The sequence below is a fragment of the Acetobacter orientalis genome (assembly GCF_000963965.1).
GTDB classification, from domain to species: domain Bacteria; phylum Pseudomonadota; class Alphaproteobacteria; order Acetobacterales; family Acetobacteraceae; genus Acetobacter; species Acetobacter orientalis.
On sequence record NZ_BAMX01000014.1, the window covers coordinates 1 to 26,363 of the forward strand.

The 26,363-nt window shown below is 52.6% G+C and carries 25 protein-coding genes and 1 tRNA gene; 19 read left to right on the forward strand and 7 right to left on the reverse strand.

The features are described from left to right. Positions 1 to 95 precede the first annotated feature (95 nt). Positions 96 to 761 (reverse strand): hypothetical protein, encoded by a 666-nt coding sequence (locus Abor_RS05730; protein WP_048840893.1) that lies wholly within the window; start codon positions 759 to 761, stop codon positions 96 to 98. A gap of 168 nt (positions 762 to 929) precedes the next feature. Here Abor_RS05730 and Abor_RS05735 point away from each other — a divergent pair, with 168 nt between their 5' ends. Continuing rightward, positions 930 to 1,136: a heavy-metal-associated domain-containing protein gene (locus Abor_RS05735; RefSeq protein WP_048840894.1), complete on the forward strand. Its 207-nt coding sequence runs from the start codon at positions 930 to 932 to the stop codon at positions 1,134 to 1,136. 256 nt (positions 1,137 to 1,392) lie between these two features. After that, entirely contained in the window at positions 1,393 to 1,692 is a 300-nt protein-coding gene (locus Abor_RS05740) for a hypothetical protein (RefSeq protein WP_048840895.1), read from the forward strand. A gap of 24 nt (positions 1,693 to 1,716) precedes the next feature. On the opposite strand, the gene Abor_RS05745 is transcribed toward Abor_RS05740, so the two are convergent. Further along, positions 1,717 to 2,280 (reverse strand): HNH endonuclease, encoded by a 564-nt coding sequence (locus Abor_RS05745; RefSeq protein ID WP_179193395.1) that lies wholly within the window; start codon positions 2,278 to 2,280, stop codon positions 1,717 to 1,719. 293 nt (positions 2,281 to 2,573) lie between these two features. Between Abor_RS05745 and Abor_RS05750 the strand changes: the two genes are divergently transcribed. The 5 genes from Abor_RS05750 (at position 2,574) to Abor_RS05770 (ending at position 8,355) form a co-directional block, all read left to right on the forward strand. Beyond that, positions 2,574 to 2,813, forward strand: a complete 240-nt coding sequence (locus tag Abor_RS05750; protein ID WP_048840896.1) for a hypothetical protein — start codon at positions 2,574 to 2,576, stop codon at positions 2,811 to 2,813. A 43-nt stretch (positions 2,814 to 2,856) separates the two neighbouring features. After that, the gene (gene gluQRS, locus Abor_RS05755) at positions 2,857 to 3,732 is read left to right on the forward strand and encodes a tRNA glutamyl-Q(34) synthetase GluQRS (RefSeq protein ID WP_048841092.1); all 876 of its coding nucleotides are present in this window, start codon (positions 2,857 to 2,859) and stop codon (positions 3,730 to 3,732) included. 167 nt (positions 3,733 to 3,899) lie between these two features. After that, positions 3,900 to 5,102, forward strand: coding sequence for a pyridoxal phosphate-dependent aminotransferase (locus tag Abor_RS05760; RefSeq protein ID WP_048840897.1), 1,203 nt, complete (start codon positions 3,900 to 3,902; stop codon positions 5,100 to 5,102). Between the two features lie 2 nt (positions 5,103 to 5,104). After that, on the forward strand, positions 5,105 to 6,310 hold the full coding sequence (locus Abor_RS05765) for a pyridoxal phosphate-dependent aminotransferase (RefSeq protein ID WP_048840898.1): 1,206 nt from the start codon (positions 5,105 to 5,107) through the stop codon (positions 6,308 to 6,310). 521 nt (positions 6,311 to 6,831) lie between these two features. Then, positions 6,832 to 8,355 (forward strand): Hint domain-containing protein, encoded by a 1,524-nt coding sequence (locus Abor_RS05770; RefSeq protein WP_048840899.1) that lies wholly within the window; start codon positions 6,832 to 6,834, stop codon positions 8,353 to 8,355. Positions 8,356 to 8,424: 69 nt separating this feature from the next. On the opposite strand, the gene Abor_RS05775 is transcribed toward Abor_RS05770, so the two are convergent. Then, on the reverse strand, positions 8,425 to 9,468 hold the full coding sequence (locus Abor_RS05775; RefSeq protein WP_048840900.1) for an ABC transporter substrate-binding protein: 1,044 nt from the start codon (positions 9,466 to 9,468) through the stop codon (positions 8,425 to 8,427). A 130-nt stretch (positions 9,469 to 9,598) separates the two neighbouring features. Here Abor_RS05775 and Abor_RS05780 point away from each other — a divergent pair. Both Abor_RS05780 and Abor_RS05785 read left to right on the forward strand, forming a co-directional pair. Continuing rightward, a tRNA-Asn gene (locus Abor_RS05780) sits at positions 9,599 to 9,674 on the forward strand. A 544-nt stretch (positions 9,675 to 10,218) separates the two neighbouring features. Beyond that, complete coding sequence (locus tag Abor_RS05785; RefSeq protein ID WP_048840901.1) at positions 10,219 to 10,539, forward strand: hypothetical protein; 321 nt, start codon at positions 10,219 to 10,221, stop codon at positions 10,537 to 10,539. Positions 10,540 to 10,847: 308 nt separating this feature from the next. Here Abor_RS05785 and Abor_RS05790 read toward each other — a convergent pair whose 3' ends face one another. Continuing rightward, positions 10,848 to 11,201 (reverse strand): RidA family protein, encoded by a 354-nt coding sequence (locus tag Abor_RS05790; protein ID WP_048840902.1) that lies wholly within the window; start codon positions 11,199 to 11,201, stop codon positions 10,848 to 10,850. Positions 11,202 to 11,240: 39 nt separating this feature from the next. Further along, the gene (panC, locus tag Abor_RS05795) at positions 11,241 to 12,080 is read right to left on the reverse strand and encodes a pantoate--beta-alanine ligase (RefSeq protein ID WP_048841093.1); all 840 of its coding nucleotides are present in this window, start codon (positions 12,078 to 12,080) and stop codon (positions 11,241 to 11,243) included. 245 nt (positions 12,081 to 12,325) lie between these two features. On the opposite strand from panC, the gene cobG reads away from it, so the two are divergent. The 4 genes from cobG to cobJ are packed head-to-tail and all read left to right on the forward strand — an operon-like array spanning position 12,326 to position 15,719. Beyond that, positions 12,326 to 13,579 (forward strand): precorrin-3B synthase, encoded by a 1,254-nt coding sequence (gene cobG / locus Abor_RS05800; RefSeq protein WP_052946369.1) that lies wholly within the window; start codon positions 12,326 to 12,328, stop codon positions 13,577 to 13,579. 11 nt (positions 13,580 to 13,590) lie between these two features. Then, positions 13,591 to 14,220 (forward strand): precorrin-8X methylmutase, encoded by a 630-nt coding sequence (locus Abor_RS05805; protein WP_048840903.1) that lies wholly within the window; start codon positions 13,591 to 13,593, stop codon positions 14,218 to 14,220. A gap of 6 nt (positions 14,221 to 14,226) precedes the next feature. Further along, the gene (locus Abor_RS05810; protein WP_048840904.1) at positions 14,227 to 14,964 is read left to right on the forward strand and encodes a precorrin-2 C(20)-methyltransferase; all 738 of its coding nucleotides are present in this window, start codon (positions 14,227 to 14,229) and stop codon (positions 14,962 to 14,964) included. Beyond that, entirely contained in the window at positions 14,961 to 15,719 is a 759-nt protein-coding gene (gene cobJ, locus Abor_RS05815) for a precorrin-3B C(17)-methyltransferase (RefSeq protein WP_048840905.1), read from the forward strand. Before Abor_RS05810 ends, cobJ begins: the two co-directional genes overlap by 4 nt. Here cobJ and Abor_RS05820 read toward each other — a convergent pair. Next, positions 15,689 to 16,489, reverse strand: coding sequence for a cobalt-precorrin-6A reductase (locus Abor_RS05820; RefSeq protein ID WP_048841095.1), 801 nt, complete (start codon positions 16,487 to 16,489; stop codon positions 15,689 to 15,691). The two genes, cobJ and Abor_RS05820, sit on opposite strands and share 31 nt — an antisense overlap. Before the next feature lie 106 nt (positions 16,490 to 16,595). Between Abor_RS05820 and cbiE the strand changes: the two genes are divergently transcribed. From cbiE to cobM, 3 genes are read left to right on the forward strand one after another with little or no spacing between them, the layout of a single operon-like run. Then, complete coding sequence (cbiE, locus tag Abor_RS05825; protein WP_048840906.1) at positions 16,596 to 17,837, forward strand: precorrin-6y C5,15-methyltransferase (decarboxylating) subunit CbiE; 1,242 nt, start codon at positions 16,596 to 16,598, stop codon at positions 17,835 to 17,837. Beyond that, on the forward strand, positions 17,834 to 18,208 hold the full coding sequence (locus tag Abor_RS05830; RefSeq protein ID WP_048840907.1) for a cobalamin biosynthesis protein: 375 nt from the start codon (positions 17,834 to 17,836) through the stop codon (positions 18,206 to 18,208). Before cbiE ends, Abor_RS05830 begins: the two co-directional genes overlap by 4 nt. Positions 18,209 to 18,212: 4 nt before the next feature. Further along, on the forward strand, positions 18,213 to 18,965 hold the full coding sequence (gene cobM, locus Abor_RS05835; RefSeq protein WP_048840908.1) for a precorrin-4 C(11)-methyltransferase: 753 nt from the start codon (positions 18,213 to 18,215) through the stop codon (positions 18,963 to 18,965). Positions 18,966 to 19,393: 428 nt separating this feature from the next. Here cobM and Abor_RS05840 read toward each other — a convergent pair whose 3' ends face one another. Further along, positions 19,394 to 20,506 (reverse strand): cobalt-precorrin-5B (C(1))-methyltransferase, encoded by a 1,113-nt coding sequence (locus Abor_RS05840; protein WP_048840909.1) that lies wholly within the window; start codon positions 20,504 to 20,506, stop codon positions 19,394 to 19,396. Between the two features lie 147 nt (positions 20,507 to 20,653). Here Abor_RS05840 and dnaE point away from each other — a divergent pair, with 147 nt between their 5' ends. The 3 genes from dnaE to Abor_RS05855 are packed head-to-tail and all read left to right on the forward strand — an operon-like array spanning position 20,654 to position 26,302. Next, the gene (gene dnaE, locus Abor_RS05845) at positions 20,654 to 24,073 is read left to right on the forward strand and encodes a DNA polymerase III subunit alpha (RefSeq protein ID WP_048840910.1); all 3,420 of its coding nucleotides are present in this window, start codon (positions 20,654 to 20,656) and stop codon (positions 24,071 to 24,073) included. Next, a complete protein-coding gene (locus Abor_RS05850; protein WP_048840911.1) occupies positions 24,060 to 25,493 on the forward strand; it encodes an anthranilate synthase component I family protein in 1,434 nt (477 codons plus the stop codon). The genes dnaE and Abor_RS05850 overlap by 14 nt, the downstream gene beginning before the upstream one ends. Next, positions 25,490 to 26,302, forward strand: a complete 813-nt coding sequence (locus Abor_RS05855; protein ID WP_048841096.1) for an aminotransferase class IV — start codon at positions 25,490 to 25,492, stop codon at positions 26,300 to 26,302. Before Abor_RS05850 ends, Abor_RS05855 begins: the two co-directional genes overlap by 4 nt. Positions 26,303 to 26,363: the final 61 nt, after the last annotated feature.

A 26,363-nucleotide genomic window follows, 5' to 3' on the forward strand; every position in this document is an offset into this window, starting at 1 on the left:
GGCACAGGCACAGGCACAGGCACAGGCACAGGCACAGGCACAGGTCTGCAAATGCGCAGCCAGACCGCCGGATGCTAACTTTTGAATATACCCCTTTAGGTGTGCGTAGGCAGGCTTGGGGGTGTAAAGCGTAGCAAGTCTGCTGTGTAGGTTTCTGTAACGGCGCTAAAGGGCGCGCTATCGTGCCGTTGCAAAATGGCTTGGTGGCGGAACAGCCATGCTGGTGGGGTTAAGTAATCTCCGCTGCCCGTAGGGAGGGGGGCGATTTCCCACCCGTGGGGTAGAGGAGCCCATAAGCGTTTGGCCTCTACCAACTGCCGGGTAAAGGCCAGTTGGCTGACAGCGCGGCCAAAGGGTATCTCTGTTGTTTCAAGCTCTGTGTTCATGCTGGCATTAAGCCGGTCTGGGCGGTACCAGTTTTGCGCATGAGAGAGAACATGCTGGCCGCACATAAGCCGTACATGGCGGTAACGCAGCATAGTGCTGGCCTGCTGGGGGGTAAGCTCCAGTTTTTCACATAATAATGGGGGGCAGGGGGCACGTGCTGTGTCAACCCGGACAGCCCGAACGGTAGGGGTGGGGGCCAGACTATGGGTGCGGCTCCAGTCTTCTAAGGTGCGCGTGGCGCTATCTGTTAGCAGCAGGGCGTTTTCTAGTGTGGCTAAGAGCGTTGCTAGCATAAGGCGGTGGGTGGCGGTGTCTCGCCATAAAAAAGGCAACGCCTGTTGTGCCGTGGGGGCTGGAAAGGGGGTGTCCTGCATGGGGGCAGCATAGCGGTAAGTTAAGGGTCTGCCGAGTGCTGAAAATTTGCCCAACCCAAGGGCGGGCGCAGTGACGAATTATGACAAAAAGTAACAGCAGTGCTTTAGGTCGTGCGCCAAGTAGCGTATAGTCGCACGCAGTTTTTACCAGTAGAGGATAGAAAGCCTATGGCTACGGCAAGTTTTATTGTTGAGGGCATGTCTTGCGATGGCTGCGTTTCTGCCATTCGGCGCGCCTTGGCTGCCGTGGATGGTGTGCAGAGCACAGACGTTAATTTGGCCACAGGCGAGGTTAAAGTTGAGTATGACCCCCAGCGTGCCGGTACATCGTCTCTTCAAAACGCCATTCGTGGTGCAGGCTACGACGTAAGCTAAAGGTCTAGGCGGTTGGGTGCCACCCACAAGGGTGGTGGCGGTTTGGTGCTGACTGCCTGTTAGGTATTATTGGCTTACGGCTTACGGCTTACGGCTTACGGCTTACGGGGCGTAGGGTATGCGGTGTGCACGGGGGCGCTGTGCTGGTGTTGCCTCTATGCCGCGCGCGCTAGGCGTGGCACTGTGCGGCCTGTCATGATGGCTTAAAGGCTCTGTGCCCTTATAGTGGGGCCGTAGTTAGGGTTGGTTAAAGAGAATGCGCGCAAAAAAGGCAGTTGGTCTGGGCGTTACGCTGTTTGGTCTGATAGCTCTTGGGGGCTGCTCGTCTGAAATTGGACGTGTGCCATTGCTTGATACAGATGTATCTTGCCTGCGTAAGCAAATGAAAAGCCCAATGTTTTTAAGCTTTCCTTTGGCTGCCAATACCTGCCAGCGCATGAGCGACAATAATTTCTTGCTCAGCACCCAAAAGGCGCACCCCTTACCGCTTAACTTAAAAGATGCTCCAGACCTGCAAAAGCAGGCTGAAGAATACGGTTACAGCTACACCAAATAAGCCGGAGGGCTTTTGTAAGCCCTTTTAGCTTTCTAGTTCTGTGTCCCAATATAAATAATCGCGCCAGCTTTCATGCAGGTAATTGGGGGGGAAGGCCCGCCCGTTTTCCTGTAATTTCCATGATGTTGGGCGTTCTGGGGGCTGGCGGGGTATCATGCCAATACGGTGTGGTAGGTGCGGGCCTTTACGCAGGTTACACACGCCGCAGGCTGTCACCACATTTTCCCACGTTGTACGGCCGCCTTTGCAGCGTGGAATAACGTGGTCGAAAGTTAGGTCGTGTGTAGGAAATTTTTCGCCGCAATACTGGCACGAAAAGTTATCACGCAGAAAAACGTTAAAGCGGGTAAAGGCTGGTTTGCGGGCAGAGGGGATATAGTCTTTTAAGGCAATAACGCTGGGTAGGCGAAATGCGCGTTGTGGGGAGTGCACTTCGGCTTCGTATTCACTCAAAATAGAGACACGGTCTAGCCACACCGCCTTCATGGTATCTTGCCAAGACCAAAGTGAAAGCGGGAAGTAAGAGAGCGGACGAAAATCCGCATTTAAAACCAATGCCGGGTAGTTCAGCATACTGCCATCAGCCAAGGTACGCCTCCTTGTTTTCTCAAGGGCGCAGCTTCAAACACTGGCGTTAAAACTCTGAACGGAACGCCTGTTGGAAGTGCGTCGTCGAGATCAATATTTGCACGGAGTATTGCAGATTAATGCTGTTGCGGCAAGAAAAGGGCCAAGTATTTCATAAAACAGTATTATTTTACTTCAAATTCAGCTTGTTAGGTGTCAGGGTTTTTGCGCATTGCTACACAGAGCCATGATGCAGCCATAGAATAGCCGCTTTATGTGGGTGGAGTTAAAAAAGAATTAAACAGGAGGGTTTTATGAAAAAATTATTGAGCGTAAGCCTTTTAGCTGTAACGGGTTTTTCTCTTGCAGCGTGCATGCCACCCCCACCCAGAGAGCATGGAGACTTTGGCAGAGGGCCGCACGGCCACCGTGATGGTGAGTACCAACAGCGCGGCGGCTACGGTAATTCTGGTGGCGGTTATAACCAAGGTGGCTCTCGTGATGGGTATGGTGGCTCAGGCGGCTATGGTAACGACCGTGGGCCGGGTTACTGAGCATTTTATTGAGGAGCAGGGCAGCACAGACCATGAGGGGGCAATGACAGGCTGGGTGACACGCTTTGCACCAAGCCCAACTGGGTTTTTACATTTGGGGCATGTGGCGTCGGCCTTGTTTGGCTGGCGTTATGCCCAACCCAATGGCACTTGGTTTGTGCGCCTAGAAGACATAGACCCCCAACGGTGTAAGCCCGATTACGAGACAGCTTTATTAGAAGACCTTGCATGGCTTGGCCTCCATTCAGCCAAGCCCGTGCTTTACCAATCTGCTTGCTTGGCAGAGTACGCAAAAACTCTGCAAAATTTAGAGCGTTTGGGAGTAATATACCCTTGTTTTTGCACGCGCTCTGACATTATGCGCGAGAGTGCGGCTATCTTTTCGGCCCCCCATACCGCGCCTGATGGCAGCCTGAAATACCCCGGCACCTGCCGTGCGCTTTCTACAGTGCAGCGTGCAACCTTATGTGCCCAAGGTGTGCCCCATGTTTTGCGGCTGGATATGGAAAAAGCCTGCGCACTGGCGCAAAGCCAAGCCCCAAATGGCGCATGGCCGCTAACTTATACAGACCTTGAGCGCGGTACAGTGGTGTGTAAGCCCGAATTGTTTGGAGATGTGGTGCTGGCCCGGCGCGATGTGCCTGCATCTTACCATTTGTGCGTAACGCATGATGATGCACGGCAGGGTGTAACCCTTGTAACTCGCGGCGAAGATTTACGCCCGGCAACAGACCTGCATTGCCTTTTACAAACACTTATGGGCTGGCCGCGCCCACATTATGCGTTTCACCCTCTTTTATGTGGGGCAGATGGTAAGCGCCTTGCCAAGCGTGATGGTGCTAAGGCAGTGCGTGCCATGCGTGCGGCAGGCGTGAGTGCTCAAGCTGTATGCCAAGCCGCAGGGTTTGCTGGCCCATAAACACATTGGCGTTTGTGAGTGTAAAAAAACCCTCACAAATCTGTTTTCTACGGTTCCGCCCACACGAGAAGCGCACTAGTGTGCGTTTTGGCCGCTATAGAGCTTTTAACGGCTAAAGCTGTATGTGGCAGCTTTTATGAAAATTGTGTCAGGAAGTGTGGGACGTTATGAGCATTATTGCTGACCGGCTGAACAGGATCAGCCCTAGCCAGACGATTGTTATTTCGACAAAGGCGCGGGCCCTTAAGGCTGCGGGTCGGAATATCATTAGCCTTTCAGCCGGAGAGCCAGATTTTCGCACACCGGACAATATTGCCCAAGCTGCCATGAAGGCAATTGAAGGCGGCCAAACACGCTATACTGATGTTGCAGGCACGCCAGAACTGCGCAAAGCCGTGGCTGAGCGTTTTCGCCTAGATAGTGGGCTGGACTATACGGCAGAGGAAGTCATTGTCTCTACCGGTGGTAAGCAGATTATTTATAACGCCATGATGGCCACCCTTAACCCCGGTGATGAAGCCATTATTCCCGCACCGTGCTGGGTGTCTTACCCAGATATTGTGACATTGGCTGAAGGTACGCCGGTTATTGTACCCTGCAAGCGCGAAAACGGCTTTAAACTGACAGCGCAAGAGCTTGAGGCGGCTATTACGCCACGTACAAAGTGGGTTTTCCTCAATTCGCCCTGCAACCCGACAGGGGCCGCTTACTCTGCACAAGACCTGCGCCCGCTTTGTGATGTGCTGCTGCGCCACCCCCATATTTGGATTTTTACAGACGATATTTACGCTAAACTGACCTATGACGGTTTTCGCCCGGCAACCTTTGTTGAGGTAGAACCCCGCCTGCGCCCCCGTACCGTAACTATGAACGGGGTGTCTAAAGCGTATGCCATGACCGGCTGGCGTATTGGTTTTTCTGGCGCACCTATTGAGCTAACCAAAGCCATGAACAAGTTGCAGGGGCAATCAACGTCCAACACCTGCTCTATTGCGCAGGCTGCGGCAGTAGAAGCCCTAGCAGGCCCGCAAGACTTTATTGCAGACATGGTGGCCACTTATCAGGGCCGCAGAGATCTGGTTGTGTCTATGCTAAACGAAGCAACAGGCCTGACTTGCGATAAGCCAGAAGGCGCGTTTTACGTGTTCCCATCTGTGCAGAACTGCTTGGGTAAAACCTCTGCCGGTGGCATAGAGATTAAAACCGATGAAGACTTTGTAACGGCCTTACTTGAAGAAGAAGGCGTTGCTGCTGTGCATGGCTCTGCTTTCATGTACCCCGGCTATATGCGCATTTCTTACGCAACAGATACGGAAAGCCTGCGTGAAGCATGCAGCCGTATCCAACGTTTTTGTGCGGGGCTTGTGTAAGTATGCCACGGCATTTTGCACAACGCCTTGCCGGGCTGCCTGCACCTGCCACAATAGAAATGGCCCGCCGTGCCCGCGCCCTGCGGGATGAGGGGCGGCAGGTTATTTCTTTGGCATTGGGTGAGCCAGACTTTGCAACGCCCCCCGCTGTTATAGAGGCGGCCCATGCGGCCGCTTTGGCAGGCCAGACCAAATACCCACCGGTTGATGGCACACCTGCCCTTAAAGCTGCGGTTGCCCGCAAATTCTTGCGAGAAAACGGACTCACTTACACACCAGACGAGATTATGGTCTCTAACGGCGGTAAGCAGGTTATTTTTAATGCCTTTATGGCAACCCTGAATACGGGCGATGAAGTGGTGGTGCCTACCCCTTATTGGGTAAGTTACCCGCTTATTGCCCGTATGTTTGGTGGCGTACCCGTTTATGCCCCTTGCCACGAGGCCGATGGCTTTCGTTTAAAGGCAGAGGCACTGGCAGCGGTTATGACACCGCGTACGCGCTGGGTGGTTTTAAACTTTCCGAATAACCCCACTGGTGCCGTTTGCTCTAAGGCAGATTTAGAAGCCGTGGCAGATGTGCTGCGTGCGTACCCAGATGTCTGGATTTTGTCTGACGAAATTTATGAACATCTGGTTTTTGATGGTCAGGAATTTGCATCTCTTGCTGCCGTAGCACCCGACCTGAAAGACCGTATTGTTACCCTTAACGGGGTTTCTAAAGCCTATGCCATGACGGGTTGGCGTGTTGGTTTTGCCGGTGGCCCCAAAGACCTTATTGCCGCCATGCGGGGGGTACAGGGTAACGCAACGTCTGGCGTGTGCTCTATTGCCCAAGCGGCGGCTACCGCTGCCCTAGACGGCCCGGCAGACTTGGTGCGGGACATGGCTAAAACCTACAGCCGTCGCCGCACTATGGTGGTTGAGGCCCTGCGTGCCATACCGGGGTTAACCTGTGCCATGCCAGAAGGGGCATTTTATGCCTACCCCGGTGTGGCGGGTTGCCTTGGCCGTACAACAGCAGGGGGCACGCTGCTAGAAACAGACCGTGACTTTGCTGTCGCTTTTTTAGAAGAAGAGAACGTTGCCACTGTGCCGGGCGCAGCGTTTGGCTTATCGCCTTACCTACGCTTTTCTTGTGCAACAGATGACAAGAACCTGCAGGAAGCCTGTGCGCGGTTAAGCCGCTTTGTTAAAAACTTGAAATAATTTTCTTTCGGGACTAAAAACAGGCGAATTGATTCGGTCGAAACGTCTGTTTTCGGTTTTTTAATTATAAAATTACTAAAAATTTGAAACCATTTAGGGTTTCTTTTCAGTATAGCTGAACAAACATTACCATTTTGTTGGTCTATCATGTCGTTTTATACAGTTTTGTATAAAGGCACTTTTACAAAAGACTTTTCAAAACGCTCGTAACTGAAAATTAAACATTCATAGATAGCCAGAAACGATGACGTTTCTCAAAGTCTTTTCATAAAACCGCGAAAGCTTAAACCAATGACCTCAACACCTGTTGCTGGGGGTGTCGCATTAGCGGGCGCCATTCTAGATAAATGCTCTATTCACGTTGTTGCAAAAGCAGGCTGTGCGGCTGCAACGGCTTACGGGCCAGTTTTTTTGGCTGACAATGTTCTCTCAGTAGGCCCGCACTCTTACCAAAACGCGACAGAGGGGGTGGCGGTAAGGGTAGGTGAGGGGGGAGTATTGTTTTTTCAGCCGGTGCAGAAATGGCACCGCACAGCGCTGTTTCAGACTTATATATTGAAGCAGGCGGCACAGTCAGCCATGCGGTTGTGCAAAGTGGTGCAAGCCTTACTATTGCGCCGGGTGGGCGTATTATTGACAAGCTGGTGGTAAAAGAAGGGGGTATTGCCACCATACATGGGGGTGTTGGAGGAGTAGTCGAACTGCAAGGTGAGACTAATATTGGGTTAAGTATTACCGGCACAGATAACCCCACTGTTGAGATAAAGGGTTTTGCACACTTAACAATGGAGGGGGCAGACTGCATTACGCTGCCAGATATTGCCAGCAAAGATATTACAGGTCTCTCTTACCCTGATGCAGACCACGTAACGCTACATTTAGCCAATGAAAAAACGTTTACTCTGGCTATTGAAGGTGTGCAGAAACACGACTTCCGACATGCCGTTGATAAAATGGCGGCACATAAAAACGAAGTTTGTTTTTTAGCAGGGGCATTGCTGCGTACGCCAGAAGGTGACAGGGCCGTTGAAACCCTGAAATATGGCGATGCCCTGTGCACCTATGATTGGCGTAATAATACATGGGAAACACGCCAGATTGTTTGGGCCGGGCAGCGTACCACTACGGTAAGACCGGGCCTGCCAGATGATGAAGCTGGTTACCCTGTTAGAATTTTAAAAGATGCAATAGCCGATGGGGTGCCTTACCAAGATTTATTGGTAACAGCCGAGCATTCTCTTTTTTTTGAAAATGTTTTTGTACCAGCAAGAATGTTGGTAAACGGCAGAAGTATTTTCTTTGACCGTAGCATAACCTCTTACACCTATTACCATGTAGAAATTGAGCCCCATGCGGTTATTTTGGCGAATGGCGTTTTAACCGAAACATATTTGGATACTACAAGCAGACGTCTTTTTTACCAAACGGGAGATGTCGTTGCTTTGCGTTTTTCAAAACTAAGCTGGAAGTTTGATGCTGCGGCTCCTTTAGCGTTAAAGCGCCCAGAAGTTGAACCACTTTACGTGCACTTGGCACAGCGTGCACAAGAACAGGGCTACCCTGTGCATACGCCACCGCTTGAGGTAACGGCTGACCCAGAATTATTTTTGGTAACAGATAGAGGCCAAACAATTAGCCGGGCCCGTAAAATAGGCAGTACGGTTATGTTTATGGTGCCAACAGAGGTAAGGGCTGTGCGTATTATGTCGCGCACAAACCGGCTAACAGACAGTATAGGCCCCTTTATAAATGATCGGCGCCCGCGTGGTGTTATGATTGGAGATATTACCTACTTAGATAATGCTAGCTCAAGGCTATTGAGCACGCATTTGCATAAAATGGAGCTAGATGGCTGGGCAGCGTTTGAAAGTACAGAGGGGCGCTGGACAACCGGTAATGCTTTTTTACCTTTACCCCTGTGTGGCCCAGCAGGGTTTGCCATGTTATCTTTAAAAATATTGGCTGGTGGACCATATATTTGTGCAACTCTTTTGCCAGAAGACAGAGCGGAAGCTGATGAGTGCCCAACCTCTCGTGCGGCATAAACTATGATTATTTTACTGTGCAATAAGGTGTAAAAACCTTTTGTACAGTGGAAATATTTTAAAACAGCTTTAACCTTTTAGAACATTTTGAGTGTATTTGTGGGCAAGCTCAGCCGCACTTTCTGTATTGGGTAAAAGGCCTATAAGCTGCAATTCATCGCAATATTGTGCCATTTGGTCACGTAGGGTGTGGCCTACAACGGGGCGAATGGGTGGCTCATTAGCCAGCATATCGCGTATGAGATCAGCCGATAATTCAGGTGTTGCTGTAGCAACAAGCGTTGCGGCGTCGTCTCGGTGGGTGTTGGTCCATTTAGCCGCATCACGCAAAGCAAGCGCCATGGCTGTGGCGGCGTCTGGATCTGTGGTGAGGGTGGCGTTAGCCACGCCCAGAACAAGGCTTGTACGGTCGGCATAATGGCCGGTGTTGCTGCTGACCAGCTCAGCAAACAGCCCAGAAGACGTATTGAGCAGTTGCCATGCCACTGGGTCGTGGCTGGCAATGGCATCAATACTGCCATTGGCCGCAGCGGTCATAAGCTCTGTTATGGGGGTAGGCCGCCAGGCTATACCGTCCATGGCGTTAAGGCCTTTACGGCGCATCATAATAGCAAGAAAGAGTTTGTCTGCCATGTTGTGGTCTGGCACCGCGACAACCCGGCCAATGAGCTGCTCTAGGCGGGTAATACCTGCCCCGCGGCGTACAAGTAGGCGAAACGTGCCGGGTTGAATGCCCAAAATAAGGCTGGCCTCTAGCCCACTATGCAGGTGCGGTAACCATGAGAGCGCCGGAGCCACTGCAAATTGCGCCGTACCATTTGCAAGGGCAGCAATAGCGTTGGCCCCGTTTATGGGGTCTGTTGGGTTTTCAACCTCTAGACTGTATTTGGCAAAAAAATCTTTTTGGGCTGCAACGGCCAGTACGGCTGCCATGTTGGCATTGGGCCATGTGAGTGTAATTTTACGGTATTGGCCATCTGGCTGCTTGTGGTGTGCTCTGTGGTGCCGGGTTGTATAAAGCCCAATGCCTGCGGCTACGCCAACGCCCCCCAAACTACCAAGGAGAAGGGAGCGGCGTGAGAATGCAGAAGAGGAAGGGCCATTTGTTGTCATAAGCGCAAGTTTACACTGTGTTTGCCGGGGTGTCGCCCGCCTCGAAAATGAGAAATGCAAAAAAATCAAAAAAAAGAAAAAAAGGGGGTTTACGAGTACCCAGCAAGGCGGTTATACGATGCGTCGCTGGTCCCGAATAGCTCAGTTGGTAGAGCAAGCGACTGTTAATCGCTGGGTCGTAGGTTCGAGTCCTACTTCGGGAGCCAGCCTTATATTCCCCGAAAATAAATTACATCAGATTTCCCTTGCTGCGTTTGAGTAAGTTTTTTCTGCTATACTATTAGAGTTCATACGGCTTTTAAATTCTGTATTAACAATCATAAGCCTATGAATAGTCAGTAATATTGGCGTATGCCGTAAATATTTTTTATGGAATGACCAAAAGCAAATATAAGCTGAGAGCTAAATTGTTTCAAAAATAGCTCAGGTTATTGTGACTTTCTGTTTTGAGGAAGAGCGAGCGGCGGCTTCGTTTAGGTAGAGTGGCCCCATAGGGTTAGAAATATCTCACTTGATTTGTACAAACACATAGCTGTTTCCATAATTCTCAAATTTTGCAATAATCTCTTAATGGTATTGTGATTAAGGGCTGAAATCGGTAATCGGGTGGGCACGTGGCAAGCGCCTAGAGGTTCACTTTCGAAGGCATGTTTCAGAGCTAGAAAATTGAGTGATCTCTGTGTTTATAACAAAGGTTATTTTGATTTTGTGCTAACTCTTTATTGTAAACGATCAATGGTGGCTGGGTAAATGAAGACTAAAAAAGAGCAAATTGAAGAGCTGTCCTATATAATTGGGGGCAGAGTGCCTCGTTCTAAGCATATTGAACAAGCGAAAGCGATTATTGAAGCAGCAGAAGAGCGCGGCAGATTTGCGCTGCGCCCTGAATTGTGGGGTAGGCTGCCTGATGAACAGCTTGTCGAGATATTCAAGGAATGTGAGATTCAATTTAAAGGTGAGGGCGAAGGGCTCAGCGCTACAGGCGATGTTCCTGCCCATAAACTTGTCACAGCGTCTCGTAAGGTTATTAAAGCCGCGATTGATGCCGCTAAAACGATAGATTGGGGCTAAAACGCCTTTCTCTCCATATCAGGACAAGTTTTTTGGGTCAGTAAACCCTGAGCGGTTCTCTGTTGTTTGGTGTATTGAGCCAAATCTGTCCTGATTGGGTTGGGAGGGGGAGGTTGGCTCTCCTTGAGTATTGAGGAGTTTTTCGCGCTTTTCTTAGTTGAGTTGCTTAGTTTTTCTACCTTTTACGGTATAACTGAGTGTTATTTTTTTAGAGTATTCAACAAGAGTATGCGCGTTATCTGGCACAATACAATTGTGCCAGATTTTATTCTAAGTACGGGAGGCACTTTCATTTAGGCGCCTATTTTTTACCGCAGAGCGGCAATGCCGGTAAGCTCCACTTTCCATGTGGGTTGGGCCAGTTTGGCTTCAACTGTTGCGCGGGCTGGTTTGTTCTCTTTGTCGAGCCATGCGTCCCATGCGCGGTTCATGGCGGCCATGTCGTTCATATCCGCCAGAAAAATTTGCACAGAAATAAGGCGGCTTTTATCTGTGCCAGCCTTGGCCAAAAGAGCATCAACTTGGCGCAGAATGTCGGCCATCTGGCCTTGCGCATCTAGGCTGTCATCATCGGCGATTTGACCAGCAAGATGTACTAAACCGTTATAAATAACAGCGCCTGTCAGGCGTTCTTCTGGGTCTAGGCGGGTAATGTCGCTCATGGGGGTGCTCCTAATATTAGTTGGGGGTGTGTGGGCGGGTTAGCCCAGTGGCATGTTGTCAATAAGCCGAATGTCACCAAGGCTTGCGCCTACAAAAAGGCGGGCTGTTGGGGCTGTCGGCTGGGTGGGTTGCAGTGTGCTGCCGTCGCGTATCTCAAGGTAATGCAAGGTAAAGCCAGCTTGTTCAAGCGTGGTGCGGCATGTGGCGAGTGTGGCGCTTGGGTTTGCCCCGTTTTTAAGGGCTGCAACGCATGCCAGTAGGGCAGCGGGCAGGTGGGCCGCTTTGGTGCGTTGCTCTGGGCTTAGGCGCTTGTTGCGCGAAGATAGAGCAAGATTATCAGTTTCGCGCACGGTGGGTACGGGCAAAATGCTAACGGGCAAGTTAAGGTCTTGCACCATGCGGCGGATAATACACAGTTGCTGGAAGTCTTTTTCGCCAAAGGCGGCAATATTAGCCCGTGTTTGCATAAAGAGTTTGGTTACAATGGTGGCCACACCATCAAAGTGGCCGGGGCGGTCTGCGCCGCACAGCATTGTATCTAGGCCGGAAACCAGAATGCGTGTGGCAAAACCGTCTGGGTACATTTGGCTTACATCTGGCGCGTAAAGAATGTCGGCTCCACCAGTTTGCTCCAGCAAGGCTGCATCGGCATCAAGCCCGCGTGGGTAGAGGCGAAAGTCATCTGGGTTGTTAAACTGAATAGGGTTTACAAACACACTTACAATGCGGCGCGTGGCTTTGCCTTCTAGCGCTTTAAGCAGTGTTAGGTGCCCGGTATGGAGTGCGCCCATAGTGGGCACAAGACCAATGGTGTGGCCCTCTTTGTGCCATTGGGTAACGCAGTCTGCCAGTTCCTGCCGGGTTGTAATACGCTTCATGAAAGTTTCCGCTTGTTTATAAAACAGAGGGTGCCAGTAAGGCAGTGCCACGCAGCGTAACCCGATGGGGGGGCAGTTGTAAGGGGTTTTATGACCATCAGCCAGTTGGCAGTGCGTTAACAGTTTTTTGGTGGCGGGTAGGGGTTTTTGACAGGGTACGGGTGACTGCTTACAGGAATAGGCCAGCGTTACAGAATACTGGCACATAAGTTTTAGGGCATTGAAAACAGGGAAAGGGGCGCGACATGACAACGCAACAGGCCAATACCCCTTTTGCACCGCCGCAGGTTAAAGGCTGGTGCCCCGGTTTATATGCCCCCATGCAGGCAAAAGATGGCTGGCTTGTACGCATACGCCCGCCCTTTGGCCAGTTAAGTGCCCAGCAGGCTGTGTGCGTGGCTGAAGAGGCTGAACAACACGGTAATGGCCTTATGACCCTTACCAATAGGGCCAACCTGCAATTGCGCGGGTTTTCATATGAGCAGGCGCAGCTTTTTCCGGCTCGTATGCGGGCTTTAGGGTTAGGTTTAGCAGATGCCGGGCAGGAAAAACGGCAGGTCTTACAGGTCTCACCTTTAGCGGGGCTAGACCCGGCTTGCGCACCAGATACAGCCCTTTGCGGCCAAATGCTGCGTAATGCCTTGCTTGCTACCCCCAGCTTAAACGCACTGCCCGACAAATTTGGCTTTGCGGTAGAGGGCGGTGGGTTATGGCCCTTGGGTACTCTGCAAGCCGATATTGTGCTGCAAGCCTGCCAAGCCTTGGGGCAAGGCATGTGGCGTGTGGTGTGTGGTACGGCCCAAAGTGACCCCTTGCCCCTTGCGGCGGCAGTAGCGTGCGCTGTGCAGGTGGCCGTGCAGTTTACAGTGTGTGCTGGCGTTAAAAGGCCGCTGCGCCAGCCCGAAATTGGGCCTTTGTTATTTGGCGCTTGTGCTGTGCCGTGGCGCACAGCCCCGGCTTTAGCTGCAAAAGCACTGGCACCGTCTTGCTGTGTTGGGCCAATAGTGGCCGGTGTGTATGGGCTAGGTGTACCTTTGGGCCAGCTTACCCCGGCAATGCTAAAAGCTTGTGCAGGTGCGGCAGAGCAGGGCGATGGCCTGCTGCGCTTAACTGCCCAGCACAGCATTATTCTGGCAGGGCAGCAGGCTATGCCAAAGGCAGAGGGGTTTGTAACAAACCCAGCCGATGCCCGTTTACGTATTTTTGCCTGTAGCGGGCAGGTGGGGTGTGCACAGGCCCATAACAATGCGCCCGCGCAGGCGATGCTTTTGGCGCAGGATATGCCGCCGCACGGCAGTGTGCATGTCTCTGGGTGTGCTAAAGGGTGCGCGCACCCCAGCAGGGCGTCGTTAACTGTGGTGCCAGATTTGCACGGCTATGCCCTTGTCAGAAACGGCACCACGAGCGATGAACCCACCAGCCATGTACCAGACTTTGCGGCTGTGCGTGCCTTTGTGCGGGCATGGGCGGCGCAAGAGACGGCACAGACAAAGAGTTAACGGGGGCCGCTATGGGTGGTTACGACTATATAAAAGATGGCGCGGCCATTTACCGGCAGTCTTTTGCGACCATTCGCGCAGAGGCAGATTTTACAGGTTTTACGCCAGAGCAAGCCAAGGTTGTGGTGCGTATTATCCATGCATGTGGCATGGTGGATGTTGCGCAGCATGTTGCTGTCTCGGCTACGTTTGTGGCTGCGGCCAAGCAGGCCCTTAGGCAGGGTAAGCCTGTGTTATGTGATTCTGAAATGGTAGCCCACGGCATAACTCGTGCCCGCTTACCGGCGCATAACGAGGTCGTGTGCACCCTGCGCGATACGCGCACCCCTGCGCAGGCGCAGCATATTGGTAACACCCGCTCTGCCGCGGCCATAGATTTTTGGGGCGATAAACTAGAGGGCGCGGTTGTAGCTATAGGCAATGCGCCAACGGCTCTGTTTTACCTGCTTGAACTGCTAGATGCCGGTGCTCCAAAGCCTGCCGCTATTATTGGCTTGCCTGTTGGGTTTGTGGGTGCTGCTGAATCGAAAGCTGCTTTAGCCCAACGCACAGATGTGCCGTGGCTTGTTGTACATGGGCGCTTGGGTGGAAGTGCTATGGCGGCGGCAACAGTCAACGCTCTGGCGAGTGAGGCAGAGTAACCCACCATGGAACCCAACACAGCACATGGCACATTGCACGTTGTAGGCGTAGGGCCGGGAGACCCGGAACTACTGACCGTAAAAGCTGCCAAAACACTCAAAGCTGCTAAAGTTATTGCGCATTTTTGCAAGCACGACAAAAAAGGCCATGCACGCACTATAGCCGAGCCTTACCTAGCCCCTAGCGTGCGCGAGTTGCGGCTTGCCTACCCCTTTACTATTGAGGTGGCAGTCGAAGACCCGGAGTACCAGCGTGGTATTCAACGTTTTTACGATGCGTGTGCAGAGCAACTGGCAGATGTTTTGGCCCAAGGGCAAGATGTGGTGTTGTTGTGTGAGGGGGAGCCATTTTTATATGGTTCTGCCATGTATTTGTTTGATCGTTTAAAAGAGCGGTTTCAAACAGTTGTTGTGCCCGGTATTGCCGCCATGAATGGTTGCTGGTCTCAGGCGCAACTGCCCATGACCCATGGTGATGACGTATTGTGCGTTTTGCCAGCGACACTGCCCGAGGCAGACCTGACACAGTGGCTGAAAAAGGCCGATGCCGCGGTTTTAATGAAAATAGGGCGCAATATGCCAAAAGTTAGGCGGGCTTTAGCGCAGTCTGGCCGCATGCCAGAGGCACGCTATGTTGAGCGTGGCACACAGGCAAATGGCTTTTCTCAACCCTTTAGCGACTGTGGCGACACGGCGCCTTATTTCTCTCTCGTACTGGTGCCGGGCCGTAAGGGGGCAAGATGACAGGGCGTATCAGCATTATAGGGCTTGGGCCGGGTAATATTTTGCAGCTTACCCCGCAGGCCACACAGGTTTTGGCACAGGTGACAGACCTTGTGGGCTATGGCCCTTACGTGCAGCGGGTTGAAGCCCCCGCCAGCGTTATACGCCATAGTTCTGACAACCGAGAGGAACTGGCGCGTGCCCGCCACGCGCTGGAAATGGCGCAGGCCGGGCGGCATGTTGGGGTTGTTTCTGGTGGGGATGCTGGCGTGTTTGGTATGGCCAGCGCTGTGTTTGAAGCCGTGCAAAGCGGCCCGCCTGAATGGCGCAGGCTTGATATTGAAGTCATACCCGGTGTCAGTGCTGTATTGGCGGCCGCTGCCCGTTTGGGGGCACCGCTTGGGGGTGATTTTTGCGTTATTTCGCTGTCTGACAACCTTAAGCCATGGCCATTAGTGTTGCGGCGGTTACAACTGGCCGCACAGGCTGAATTTGTTATTGCGCTATATAACCCCCGCTCAAAAGCAAGGCCGTGGCAATTGGCGGAGGCTTTGAAATATGTGCAACAGTATGCCCCGCTTAAAGCCCCCGTTGCGTTTGCCCGCGCCATTGGCAGACCAGATGAAGCTGTAAGACTGAGCACACTGGCAGAAGCGAATGCAGAGTGGGCTGATATGAGCACTTTAGTGCTTATTGGGTGTGCTGCCAGCCATTTAATAGAGCGGCCCAATGCCCAGCCGTGGTTTTATACGTCTCGTAAAGTTGAGGCTGTCTGATATTGTTTTAACCAATGCAGGGCCTGCGTTGCGGTTGCAACGCATGGCGTAGCAGCGGGTGCGGGGCGGTTCACCATAATAACGGGTATGTTTAACTGCCGCGCCGCTTCTATTTTAGGAAAAGTGGCGTTCCCACCAGAATTTTTTGTAACAATATAGTCAAACTGGTAATGGCGCAGGGTAGCGATTTCTGCCGCTAAATCAAACGGGCCACGGGCCGTTATTAAGGTGGTGTGCGGGGGCAGGGCTTCTGCATCGGGTGCGTCTATGGAGCGTAAAACATAATGGTGCTGCGGGACTGCTTGAAACGGGGCGGTTTCTTTGCGGCCTGTGGTCAAAAATACAGTGAGGTGTTTGTTGCCCCATAGGGCGGGGGTAGCCAGCATGTGGGCGGCGGCTTGCAGGCTTGGTACAGTGTGCCAACAGTCTTGTGGTGTGGGCTGCCATGCCGGGCGCTCAAGCCGCAACAGAGGTATGTTTAGGGCGTTGCAGGCTAGGGCTGCGTTGTGGCTCATGGTGGCGGCAAAGGGGTGGGTGGCATCTATTACCGCCTCTATGGCGTTTTGCTGTAACCAGTAGCTCAGGCCATTACTGCCACCAAAACCGCCTATTTTTACAGCTATTTTTGGTAGGTGTGGTGTACGTGTAACCCCGGCCAAAGACACGATTGGCGCAATGTTGCTTTGTCCCTCAAGTGCTTGGCACAGCATTGTGGCTTCTGTGGTGCCGCCCAGTATTAACAGGCGCAAGGCGTGCAAAGAGGCTGGCATGGGTTTAGCTTTCGAATACAATGCTCTGCGCCCAGCCATACGCCTGCTTGCACTGGCGGGGCAAGGGAGTAGGTATAGCGCGGTATAAAAGCAGGATAACGGCAGCATGACACATCCTCACCCTCAAAAGGTGGAGCGTTGGTTAACCTTGGTTGGCGTGGGGGAAGACGGGCCGAAGGGGCTAAGTGCGGCTGCCCGCACACTTATAGAACAAGCCCCTTACGTTATTGGTGGCGCGCGCCACGTTGCCTTGTGCCGTAACCTGATAAAGGGGGAGGCCCATACGTGGGCAACCCCTTTTTCTACTGCGCTAGAGGCCGTGCTGGTCCGTAGGGGGCAGCCAACTTTGGTGCTTGCTTCGGGCGACCCATTTTTTTACGGGGTAGGCGCAACCTTGATAGGGTACGTTACCCCGCATGAAGTAGCGTGCCTGCCAGCCCCTTCATGCGTGGCATTGGCATGTGCTCGGCTTGGGTGGGCGCAACAGGCATGCCGTGTGGTGTCTGTTTGTGGTCGGCCTCACGCGCTTATTTTACCATTTTTACAACCCGGTGCCCGTTTACTGGTGTTGTGTGCCGATGAAACAAGCCCTGCCACCCTGTTTGCGTGGTTAAACGAGCGCGGGTTTGGCCAAACCGAGTGCCATATTTTGCAAGCATTAGGTGGCCCGCACGAGCAGGTAACACGCTGCCTTGCCCAAGACGGGGCACCACATGGTATTAACCGTTTGTGTTTGGTGGCGTTATGTGTGCCTGCGGGCGCTGTATCGTGTGCTTTGCCACGGGTTACCGGGTTGCCCGACACTTGTTTTGAACATGATGGCCAACTCACCAAGCGCGAAATTCGGGCGGTTACACTCTCCTCTCTCGCGCCAAGAGCGGGCGAACTATTGTGGGACGTAGGCGGCGGCGCTGGCTCTGTTGGTATTGAATGGATGCTGTCCGACCCCACCTGCCAAACCATTGCTATTGAGCAGGCACCAGAGCGCGTGGCCCGTATTGCCCATAACGCGCAGGCTTTAGGGGTGCCAAATTTGCAAACTGTAACCGGCAAAGCGCCAGCCGCTTTTACGGGCCTACCCGCGCCAGATGCTATTTTTATAGGGGGTGGGGGCAGCACCACCGGCATGTTGGAGGCTGCATGGCAAGCCCTTAAACCCGGTGGCCGCTTGGTGGTAAATGCTGTGGTTGTTGAAACAGAGCACAAGCTATTTCAAGCCATGCAGCAATGGGGGGGTAGCCTGACCCGCCTAGACGTAGCCCGCCTAGACCCGGTAGGGCGGCTGCATGCCTTTAGGCCCAGCATGAGCGTAACGCAGTGGGTTGCCTGGAAACCCACCCAAGTATGAGTGTTGTTGTGGGTTTTGGCTGGCGGAGTGGGGCAAGTAGCGCCACAGCGCTGGCTTTGTTGCGTACTGTTATGGGCCATTATGCCGTGCAAAAGCTTGACATGCTGGCGCTACCAGACTTCAAACAGCACGACCGAGTGGCCCAAGAGCTTACGCTGCGCTGTGGCATGGATGTGGTGTGGGTTACAAAGCAAAGCATGTCGGTGGTGCAGCCTTTGTGCCTGACATACTCAGCCAGCGTGGCCCAAAAAGTGGGCGTTGCGTCTGTGGCAGAAGCATGTGCTCTGGTGGTGGCTGGGGCAGGGGGCAGGCTTTATGGCCCAAGAATGGTGCAGGGCGGTGTAACGTGCGCTCTGGCGCAAGGAGTGTAAGAGCATGACAGTCTATTTTATTGGGGCAGGCCCCGGTGCGGCAGACCTGTTAACCCTACGGGGCCGAGACCTACTGGCCCAATGCCCTGTGTGCCTTTATGCAGGCTCTATTGTGCCACAAGATATGCTGCAATTTTGCCCAGCTACGGCTCGGCTGGTTGATACCGCCCCCATGACGTTAGACGAAATTGAGGCAGAATACCTAAAAGCACAGGCTGATGGGCATGATGTGGCCCGCCTCCATTCGGGAGATTTGTCTATTTACAGTGCTGTAGCTGAGCAAACGCGCAGGCTCGATAAACACGGTATTGCATGGCGCATGGTGCCGGGGGTGCCTGCTTTTGCTGCTGCCGCTGCAACATTAGGGCAAGAGCTTACCGTGCCTGGCGTTGCGCAAAGCTTGGTGCTTACCCGCATGACAGGCCGTGCCTCTGCTATGCCAGAGCGCGAAAATTTACCTGCCTTTGCAGCTACAGGGGCAACGCTGGCTATTCATTTGGCTATTCATACACTTGATAAAATTGTTGAGCAATTAACGCCCTTTTATGGGACGCAATGCCCTGTTGCTATCGTGGCTAGGGCAAGTTGGCCTGATGAAGTGGTGTTGCGCGGCACCCTTGCCAGTATTGAGGAACAGTTTGCCGCAAACCCCATTGAGCGCACAGCCCTTGTGCTGGTTGGCCCCGCCTTGGGGCAAAAAGACTTTAGAGAAAGTGCTCTCTATGACCCTGACTACCGGCGGCGCTTTAGGAGCTAAAACCTAAAGGGCGAGCTTGAACACGGTAGAATGGGGCGCTACCAAATAGACTATTTCAAACATTAACAGTTATAAATTGGTAGTTTCTCTTTGTGGTGCAAATAAGCAGCGTTAATGCTGTAGCATAGCTTTAGCGGGGCAAAGAGGTGGTGCTTGCAGGTTTAAAACGGTAGGTGAGAGTGAGCACAGCACTTTTTGAAGCGGCCTCTAAAGCATAGTTGTGGTCAAAGCCGGTGGTGCTTCAGCATGATATAGCGGCACCTGAGCTGAGAATAATGCGTTACGGCATGGTAAAACTCCGGCATGCGGCCAATGACAAGGCGAGGGTGCGTACTCTCCTTTTTTCTCTGCTGCGATAACCATAAAGCCGCGTGATGGAGTTTGGAGCCAAAAGGGAGGAGAGGTTTTTCTAACGCTTTGGGAGCTTATTAAAACTCTCTACTCAAGTGCTGCCGGGGGTAGGGTGGGCCAGCATGCCCTACCATGTTGCCAGCGCGGTCATAGACTTGCACATCAACACAGCACGGTGTGGCGGTAAGGGTTTGCTGCACTGTTGCAAGAGCAGACTGGGCAATAATTGTGCCCATAGGTAAATGAGCTTTACGCGCATATAAAAAAGCCTCTGCTACAGTAGGGCAGTTTTCTATTGTCTGCACGAGTGTGGGGCTTGCTCCGTGTTGTGCCATAAGGTGTGCCAGCGCTGGCATATCTGCTTGCCCGCGTTTGGAGTGTAGGTCTAGGCGGCCTTGGCCTAGCTTGGTCATTTTAGCAATGCCACCGGCAATGGTTAGCCGTGCAAAAGGCACTTTGCGTACATATTTAAGTAGGCCGCCTACAAAATCTCCCATTTCTATTAAGGCGGTTTCAGGTAAATTATAGTGTTTTTGAACGGCTTTTTCAGACACGTTGCCGGTAGAGCCCGCAATATGGGTAAGGCCAAGTGCATGGGCTACATCTATACCGCGATGTATGCTGTCTATCCATGCTGCGCAGGAAAACGGCACCACAATGCCAGTTGTGCCTAAAATAGAAAGCCCACCCACAATGCCAAGCCGCCCATTAAGAGTGCGCTCTGCTAATTTTGCACCATTCTGGACAGAAAGCGTTACCTCTACATCGGGCAAGGTGCCGCCATTGGCCTCGGCTAAGGCGGTGCAGATCATGGCGCGGGGCACGGGGTTTATGGCGGCCTCACCGGGGGGAATGGGGAGACCGGGGCGCGTTACCGTGCCAACACCCTCACCCGCCTTAAACAGAACGCCTGTGCCCGCAGGTAAAGCCCTTACACTGGCGCGAATAAGCGCGCCGTGGGTTACGTCTGGGTCATCCCCTGCATCTTTAATGACCTCTGCAAAGGGGGTGGCATTATTTATGCCGCATTGGCAGAGGGCAAAGGTAACACTCTGCCCACTTGGTAGCGTAATGGGCACGGTAGCGGGGGGAGTGTGGCCTTGTAACACCAGCCACGCCGCTTTGGTGGCAGCCGTTGCGCAACTGCCTGTTGTCCAGCCACGGCGCAGAGGGGGTGTGTGGTGTGTCATGCAGGCATGATAAAGGAGTTGCGCTGCTTGGAAAATGTCTGATTGCTGCCAAATTGCTTAACCGCCATGCTAACTCTTGGGTGCTTGGTGCAAAGATTAAATTTTGCAAGTGGTGAGATTGCTCAAACGGTGTGGTAGATAGGCACAATGTCCTACGCTGATTTTGTCCACCTTCGGGTTCATTCTGCTTATTCTCTTAGCCAAGGGGCCATTCGTGTGCCTGAGCTGGCTAAAATGGCGCAGGATATGCGTATGCCAGCGGTGGCTATTACCGACTCTGGCAATCTGTTTGGGGCGCTTGAGTTCTCGCAATACTGTAGCAAGTCTGGTGTGCAGCCCATTATTGGCTGCCAGATTGGTTTGCCCGCACGTAACGACAAACCCGGCGCTCCGGCAGAGCCTGTGGTGTTACTGGCCCAAAACGAGGTGGGGCTGAGCAACCTCCAGTTTCTGTCTTCTAATGGGTTTCAGGAATCTGACCCATCAGAACCTGTCGTGCAGATAGAGACTTTATGTGCCCATTCAGAAGGTGTGATGTTGCTGAGTGGTGGCACACGTGGGCCGCTTTTTCATATGTTGGCAGAAGGCCAGAAAGATGAAGCCGAACGCTGGCTGGCCCGTATGCATGAAGCGTTTGATGATAGGCTGATTATAGAGCTACACCGCCACGGCCTGCCGGTAGAAAAAGCGGTGGAGCCGGGTGTTTTAGCCTTGGCAGACCAGTTTGGTTTACCGCTTGTGGCAACGAATGAATGTTTTTTTCCTAAGCGGGAAATGTATGAAGCGCACGATGCGCTTATTTGTATTGCCCAAGGCCGCACCATGGCCGAGCGCGACCGCTGGCGCGTAACGCCAGAGCATTGGTTTAAACCCCCAGAAGTGATGCGCGCGCTCTTTTCTGACCTGCCAGACGCCTGTGACAACACGCTGGAAATTGCGCGGCGTTGCGCCATTAAGGTTGAAACCCGCAAACCCCTTTTGCCCATTTGCCCCAAAGTGCGCGAAGGGGCCACAGAAGATGAAACCCTGCGCGCCATGGCATGGGAGGGGTTAGAAAAACGCCTTTCTGGCATGGGGTTAGATGAAGAAACCCATACCAGATACAAAGAGCGTTTGGAGTTTGAACTCGATATTATCTCTAAAATGGGTTTTCCCGGTTACTTCATGATCGTGGCAGACTTTATTCAGTGGGGTAAAGCACACGATATTCCGGTGGGGCCGGGGCGTGGGTCTGGTGCAGGGTCTTTGGCGGCATGGGCGCTTACGATTACCGATATTGACCCCATACCCTTTAACTTGCTGTTCGAACGGTTTTTGAACCCAGAACGTGTGTCCATGCCTGACTTTGATATCGATTTCTGTCAGGACAGGCGAGATGAAGTTATAGCCTATGTGCGGCGCGAATACGGGGCAGACCGTGTGGCGCAAATTATTACCTTTGGTAAGTTGCAGGCGCGTGCCGCAGTGCGAGACGTGGGGCGCGTATTGGGCCTGCCTTACGGTATGGTTAACCGTGTTGCAGAGTTAATACCCAACAACCCAGCTAAACCGACCACCCTAAAAGACGCCATTGCAGGCGAGCCAAAATTACAGGAAATGCGCGATAATGATGAAGCCTTGCGCAGGCTTTTGGAAATTGGCCAGCAGATTGAAGGTTTGTTCCGCCATGCCAGTACGCATGCTGCGGGCGTGGTTATTGGCGACCGGCCCTTAGTTGAGCTGGTACCGCTCTACCGAGACCCCAAAAGCGACATGTTGGTAACGCAATACAACATGAAGTTTGTTGAGCAGGCCGGGTTGGTGAAGTTTGACTTTTTGGGCCTTACCACACTTACCATTTTACAAAGGGGTGTTGGGTTCCTTAAAAAAATGGGTATTGAGGTTGACCTAAGCCGCATACCCCTAAACGACCCCGCAACATACGAAATGTTAAGCCGGGGTGATACCGCAGGCGTGTTCCAGTTTGAAGGTGCTGGCATGCGTGATGTTCTTAAACAAATGCGGCCCACCCGCTTAGAAGACCTTATTGCGGCTGTGGCACTCTACCGCCCTGGCCCAATGGCCAATATTCCCGATTATTGCCGCCGTAAACACGGGGAGGCATGGGAACCTCCGCACGAGGAAATTCGGGAAATTCTTGAAGAGACCTACGGTATTATGGTCTATCAGGAACAGGTGATGCAGATTGCCCAGAAAATGGCAGGCTACAGCCTTGGCGGCGCTGACTTGTTGCGCCGTGCTATGGGTAAAAAAATTCGTGCAGAAATGGACCAGCAGCGCGTTATCTTTACCGAAGGGGCAACCAAACGCGGTATAGACAAAGACAAAGCGGTTGAGGTCTTTGACCTTATGGCAAAATTTGCTGACTATGGCTTTAACAAATCTCATGCTGCGGCTTATGCGCTGGTGTCTTACCAAACCGCTTGGATGAAGGCGAACCACCCGGTTGCCTTTCTTGCAGGCTGTATGTCTCTTGCACGAGAAAAAACGGAAAAATTGGCCGCCCTACGGCAAGAGGCTGAACGTATGGGCATTAAAGTTTTGCCGCCAGATGTTAATAAATCTGAGGCTGATTTTTGTGTTGAAACCCTGCCAGATGGCACCCACGGCATACGCTATGCCCTAGCCGCTATTAAAAAAGTGGGCTTTAGCGCCATGGAGGCTTTGGTAGCTACCCGGGGGGGGAAGCCTTTTAAAACATTGGCCGATTTTGCCATGCGTATAGACCCCAAGCAGATTAACCGCATGCAAATGGAAAATTTGGCAAAAGCTGGCGCGTTTGAATGTTTGGATAAAAACAGGGCCAGAGCCTATAAATCAGCCGATACCATTTTGCGCAGGGCACAAAGCCAAGCACAAGAGGCAGCTGTAGGCCAGATTGGCCTTTTTGGTGGTGCAGGCCATGTAGAGCCGCTGCGTTTGGTTGACGGGCCAGATTGGCCAGAATTTGAGCGTTTAGCCATGGAGGCTGAAGCCGTAGGCTTTCACATGACGGCCCACCCGCTTGATGCCTATGGGCCTGTTTTGCGGCGTATGGGGGTTACTAAGTCTTCTGGCCTGCTTGCAGCGGCAGAGGCCGGGGTAGGCCGCGTGAGTATTGCAGGGTGTGTGGTTGATAAAAAAGAACGGCCAACCCGCACAGGGAATAAAATGGCATGGGTAAGATTGTCTGATGCCACAGGCGGGTGCGAAGTAACCTTGTTTTCTGAGGTGCTAACCCGTGTGCGCGATATTTTGACCGCAGGCACCGCAGTATTGGTAAAAGCAGACTTAAAATTAGAAGGTGAAGCCCTGCGTATTACCGCCAGTGATGTACTTGACCTAGAAACAGCGGCCGCCCAAAGCCAAAGCGAAATGCGAGTGTGGATTGAAAAAGAAGAGGCACTGGCGCAACTTTGTGAAATTTTAAACAGCCAGCGCGGTGGGCCGGGCCGCATTACCCTTATGCCCGGTATGGACGAAACGTGCGATGTAGAAGTACGCCTAAAAGGTGGGTACAAAGTAACGCCTCTTTTGGGGCAGCGGTTGAAAACCTTGCCCGGTATTTCGCGTATTGAGCAGGTCTAACACCCTTAATCTGCCACCGCATGTTTGGGCGCAGGAACTGCCTTGGCAAGACCCAGACAGCCTGCTTGCCGCGTGGGGTAATAGCCCGTGGTGCGCATTTTTAGATAGCGGTGGGCCAGTAGAGGCACGGAGCCGCTGGCAGATATTATGCGTAAACCCCCAAAAAACCTTTATAGTGCAAAATGGTGTTTTAAAATGGGGTGGTGGTACGAGTGGCGTTGGCACGCCTCTGGCTGTGTTTAACGCCTTGCGCACCCTTATGCCGCCGCGTGTTGGCAGAGAGCAGGGGCGTTTTGCACACTTGCCATTTTTTGGCGGTCTGGTTGGTTTTTTAGGGTATGGGCTTGGTATGGCCCTAGAAGGGCTAGGTTACCCGCTTGCGCCAGAGGCAGAGCCAGACTGCGCCTTTGGTTTTTATGACCACGCTTTTTTATGGGACAGGCAAGAGCAGCGCGCCTTTGCTGCGGGTTTTGTGGTGCAAGAGCAAGGGGCCGGTGCTGTAGAGCAGCACCAAAAAGATGTATGCGCTCTGTGGTATGCGGCGCAGCAACAGGGAGTGCTGCAAGCGCCTTTATTGCCAAAGCTCCATTTTACTCCAGACCAAAGCCAGCAAGCTTATGAGCATGCGGTAGCAAAAGCGAAAGAGTTTATTGCAGCAGGTGATATTTTTCAGGTTAATATTACCGGGCGTTATAGTGCTGTTTTAGAAAAAACGGTTTTAGATACAGACCTGTACCGTGCTTTGCGCCGCCATGCACCTGCACCTTTTGGCGCATATTTGCGGTGTGGGCAGCATTATGCGCTGCATTCAACCTCACCGGAGCGATTTTTGCAGCTTACACCATATGGGGCTGTAAGTTCGCGCCCTATAAAAGGTACTGCTCCACGTGGGGTGAATGCGGCAGAAGATGCCATTTTGGCCGAAGCGTTGGCTAAAAATGAGAAAGAATGTGCCGAAAACCTGATGATTGTTGACCTGATGCGCAACGACATTGGGCGTGTGGCACGTATAGGCAGCATGCAGGTGCCGGAATTTTTACAGGTTGAGCGTTTTGCGCATGTGCACCATCTGGTTTCAGAAGTGCAAGGGGTATTGGCGGCGGGTAAAGATGCGTTTGATGTGTTGCAGGCTACTGTGCCGCCGGGGTCTGTTACGGGTGCGCCTAAGCACCGTGCCATGCAAATTATTGAAGAGGTTGAGGCATCTGCCCGAGGGGCCTATTGCGGGAGCATAGTAAGAATTGGTGTTGATGGACACATGGAAAGTTCGGTTATTATTCGCACCCTTGTGCGGTGGGGGCAAAAGCTGAGTGTAGGGGCTGGTGGGGGTATTACCATTTTGTCTGACCCGCAAAAAGAGTATCAGGAAATGTGTTTGAAAATAGCACCACTTTTACAGCTTTTTGGTGCCCAGCCATGATGTGGGTTTGGTTAAACGGCCAACTTTGCCGTGCAGAGGCTGCACACGTACCGCTAACTGACCGTGGCTTAACGCTGGGTGATGGACTTTTTGAAACTATACGTGTTTATAAAGGGCAACCTTTACGTATGGCCAGCCATGCACGCCGTTTACAGGCGGGGGGCCAAATACTTGGCCTACCCGTGCCAGACCAAGCCAGTATGCACGGCATGGCGGCAGAGCTGGTGGCGGTTAATAAAGTGCATAACGGGTCTTTGCGGCTTACGGTTACGCGGGGCAGTGGCCCACGAGGGCTTTTGCCACCAGCGCAGGTGCAGCCAACAGTTTTTATGACCGCAAGCCCCGGTATGCCCACATATAAAGCCGTTACGCTCATAACCAGCCGCCTTGTGCGGCAAGATGAACAGTCTGTGCTGTGTGGTATTAAAACGCTTAATTACCTACCGTTTATTGTGGCGCGGCAAGAAGCGGCACGGTGCGGCGCAGAGGAAGCCTTAATACTCAATACGCAAGGGCGTGTGGCAGAAACAACAATAAGTACAGTTATTGTGCAACAGGGCGGAGCCCTTTTAACCCCAGCCAGTAAGGAAGGGGCGTTGCTCGGTGTGGCACGGGGCCTGCTTTTGCAGACGGGTATAGCGCACGAGGCCTGCATTGACCCAACGCAGCTTATGCAAGCAGAGGCGGTCTATTTGGTTAATAGCCTTGGTTTACGTACAGTGAGTGCGTGTGATGGTACATCGCTGGCCCAAAATTTAGCTAAATTGCCGCAGTTGGCTGCGGCTTTGGCGCTAGAGGAATTTTTATAAGCCGCAAATAATAAGGAACCCCTGCAAAAGCAGGCCGTTGTGTTGAGTGAGAGTTGTTTAA

Coding starts and splice junctions, on each gene's coding strand:
- Abor_RS05760 (WP_048840897.1), top strand. CDS start 3,900: ATGAGCATTATTGCTGACCGGCTGAACAGGATCAGCCCTAGCCAGACG.
- Abor_RS05790 (WP_048840902.1), bottom strand. CDS start 11,201: ATGAGCGACATTACCCGCCTAGACCCAGAAGAACGCCTGACAGGCGCT.
- Abor_RS05805 (WP_048840903.1), top strand. CDS start 13,591: ATGGGTGGTTACGACTATATAAAAGATGGCGCGGCCATTTACCGGCAG.
- cobM (WP_048840908.1), top strand. CDS start 18,213: ATGACAGTCTATTTTATTGGGGCAGGCCCCGGTGCGGCAGACCTGTTA.
- Abor_RS05810 (WP_048840904.1), top strand. CDS start 14,227: ATGGAACCCAACACAGCACATGGCACATTGCACGTTGTAGGCGTAGGG.
- Abor_RS05830 (WP_048840907.1), top strand. CDS start 17,834: ATGAGTGTTGTTGTGGGTTTTGGCTGGCGGAGTGGGGCAAGTAGCGCC.
- Abor_RS05750 (WP_048840896.1), top strand. CDS start 2,574: ATGAAAAAATTATTGAGCGTAAGCCTTTTAGCTGTAACGGGTTTTTCT.
- dnaE (WP_048840910.1), top strand. CDS start 20,654: ATGTCCTACGCTGATTTTGTCCACCTTCGGGTTCATTCTGCTTATTCT.
- cbiE (WP_048840906.1), top strand. CDS start 16,596: ATGACACATCCTCACCCTCAAAAGGTGGAGCGTTGGTTAACCTTGGTT.
- Abor_RS05740 (WP_048840895.1), top strand. CDS start 1,393: ATGCGCGCAAAAAAGGCAGTTGGTCTGGGCGTTACGCTGTTTGGTCTG.
- Abor_RS05765 (WP_048840898.1), top strand. CDS start 5,105: ATGCCACGGCATTTTGCACAACGCCTTGCCGGGCTGCCTGCACCTGCC.
- Abor_RS05855 (WP_048841096.1), top strand. CDS start 25,490: ATGATGTGGGTTTGGTTAAACGGCCAACTTTGCCGTGCAGAGGCTGCA.
- Abor_RS05820 (WP_048841095.1), bottom strand. CDS start 16,489: ATGCCAGCCTCTTTGCACGCCTTGCGCCTGTTAATACTGGGCGGCACC.
- cobJ (WP_048840905.1), top strand. CDS start 14,961: ATGACAGGGCGTATCAGCATTATAGGGCTTGGGCCGGGTAATATTTTG.
- Abor_RS05730 (WP_048840893.1), bottom strand. CDS start 761: ATGCAGGACACCCCCTTTCCAGCCCCCACGGCACAACAGGCGTTGCCT.
- cobG (WP_052946369.1), top strand. CDS start 12,326: ATGACAACGCAACAGGCCAATACCCCTTTTGCACCGCCGCAGGTTAAA.
- Abor_RS05735 (WP_048840894.1), top strand. CDS start 930: ATGGCTACGGCAAGTTTTATTGTTGAGGGCATGTCTTGCGATGGCTGC.
- Abor_RS05840 (WP_048840909.1), bottom strand. CDS start 20,506: ATGACACACCACACACCCCCTCTGCGCCGTGGCTGGACAACAGGCAGT.
- Abor_RS05770 (WP_048840899.1), top strand. CDS start 6,832: ATGGCACCGCACAGCGCTGTTTCAGACTTATATATTGAAGCAGGCGGC.
- Abor_RS05775 (WP_048840900.1), bottom strand. CDS start 9,468: ATGACAACAAATGGCCCTTCCTCTTCTGCATTCTCACGCCGCTCCCTT.
- panC (WP_048841093.1), bottom strand. CDS start 12,080: ATGAAGCGTATTACAACCCGGCAGGAACTGGCAGACTGCGTTACCCAA.
- Abor_RS05785 (WP_048840901.1), top strand. CDS start 10,219: ATGAAGACTAAAAAAGAGCAAATTGAAGAGCTGTCCTATATAATTGGG.
- gluQRS (WP_048841092.1), top strand. CDS start 2,857: ATGACAGGCTGGGTGACACGCTTTGCACCAAGCCCAACTGGGTTTTTA.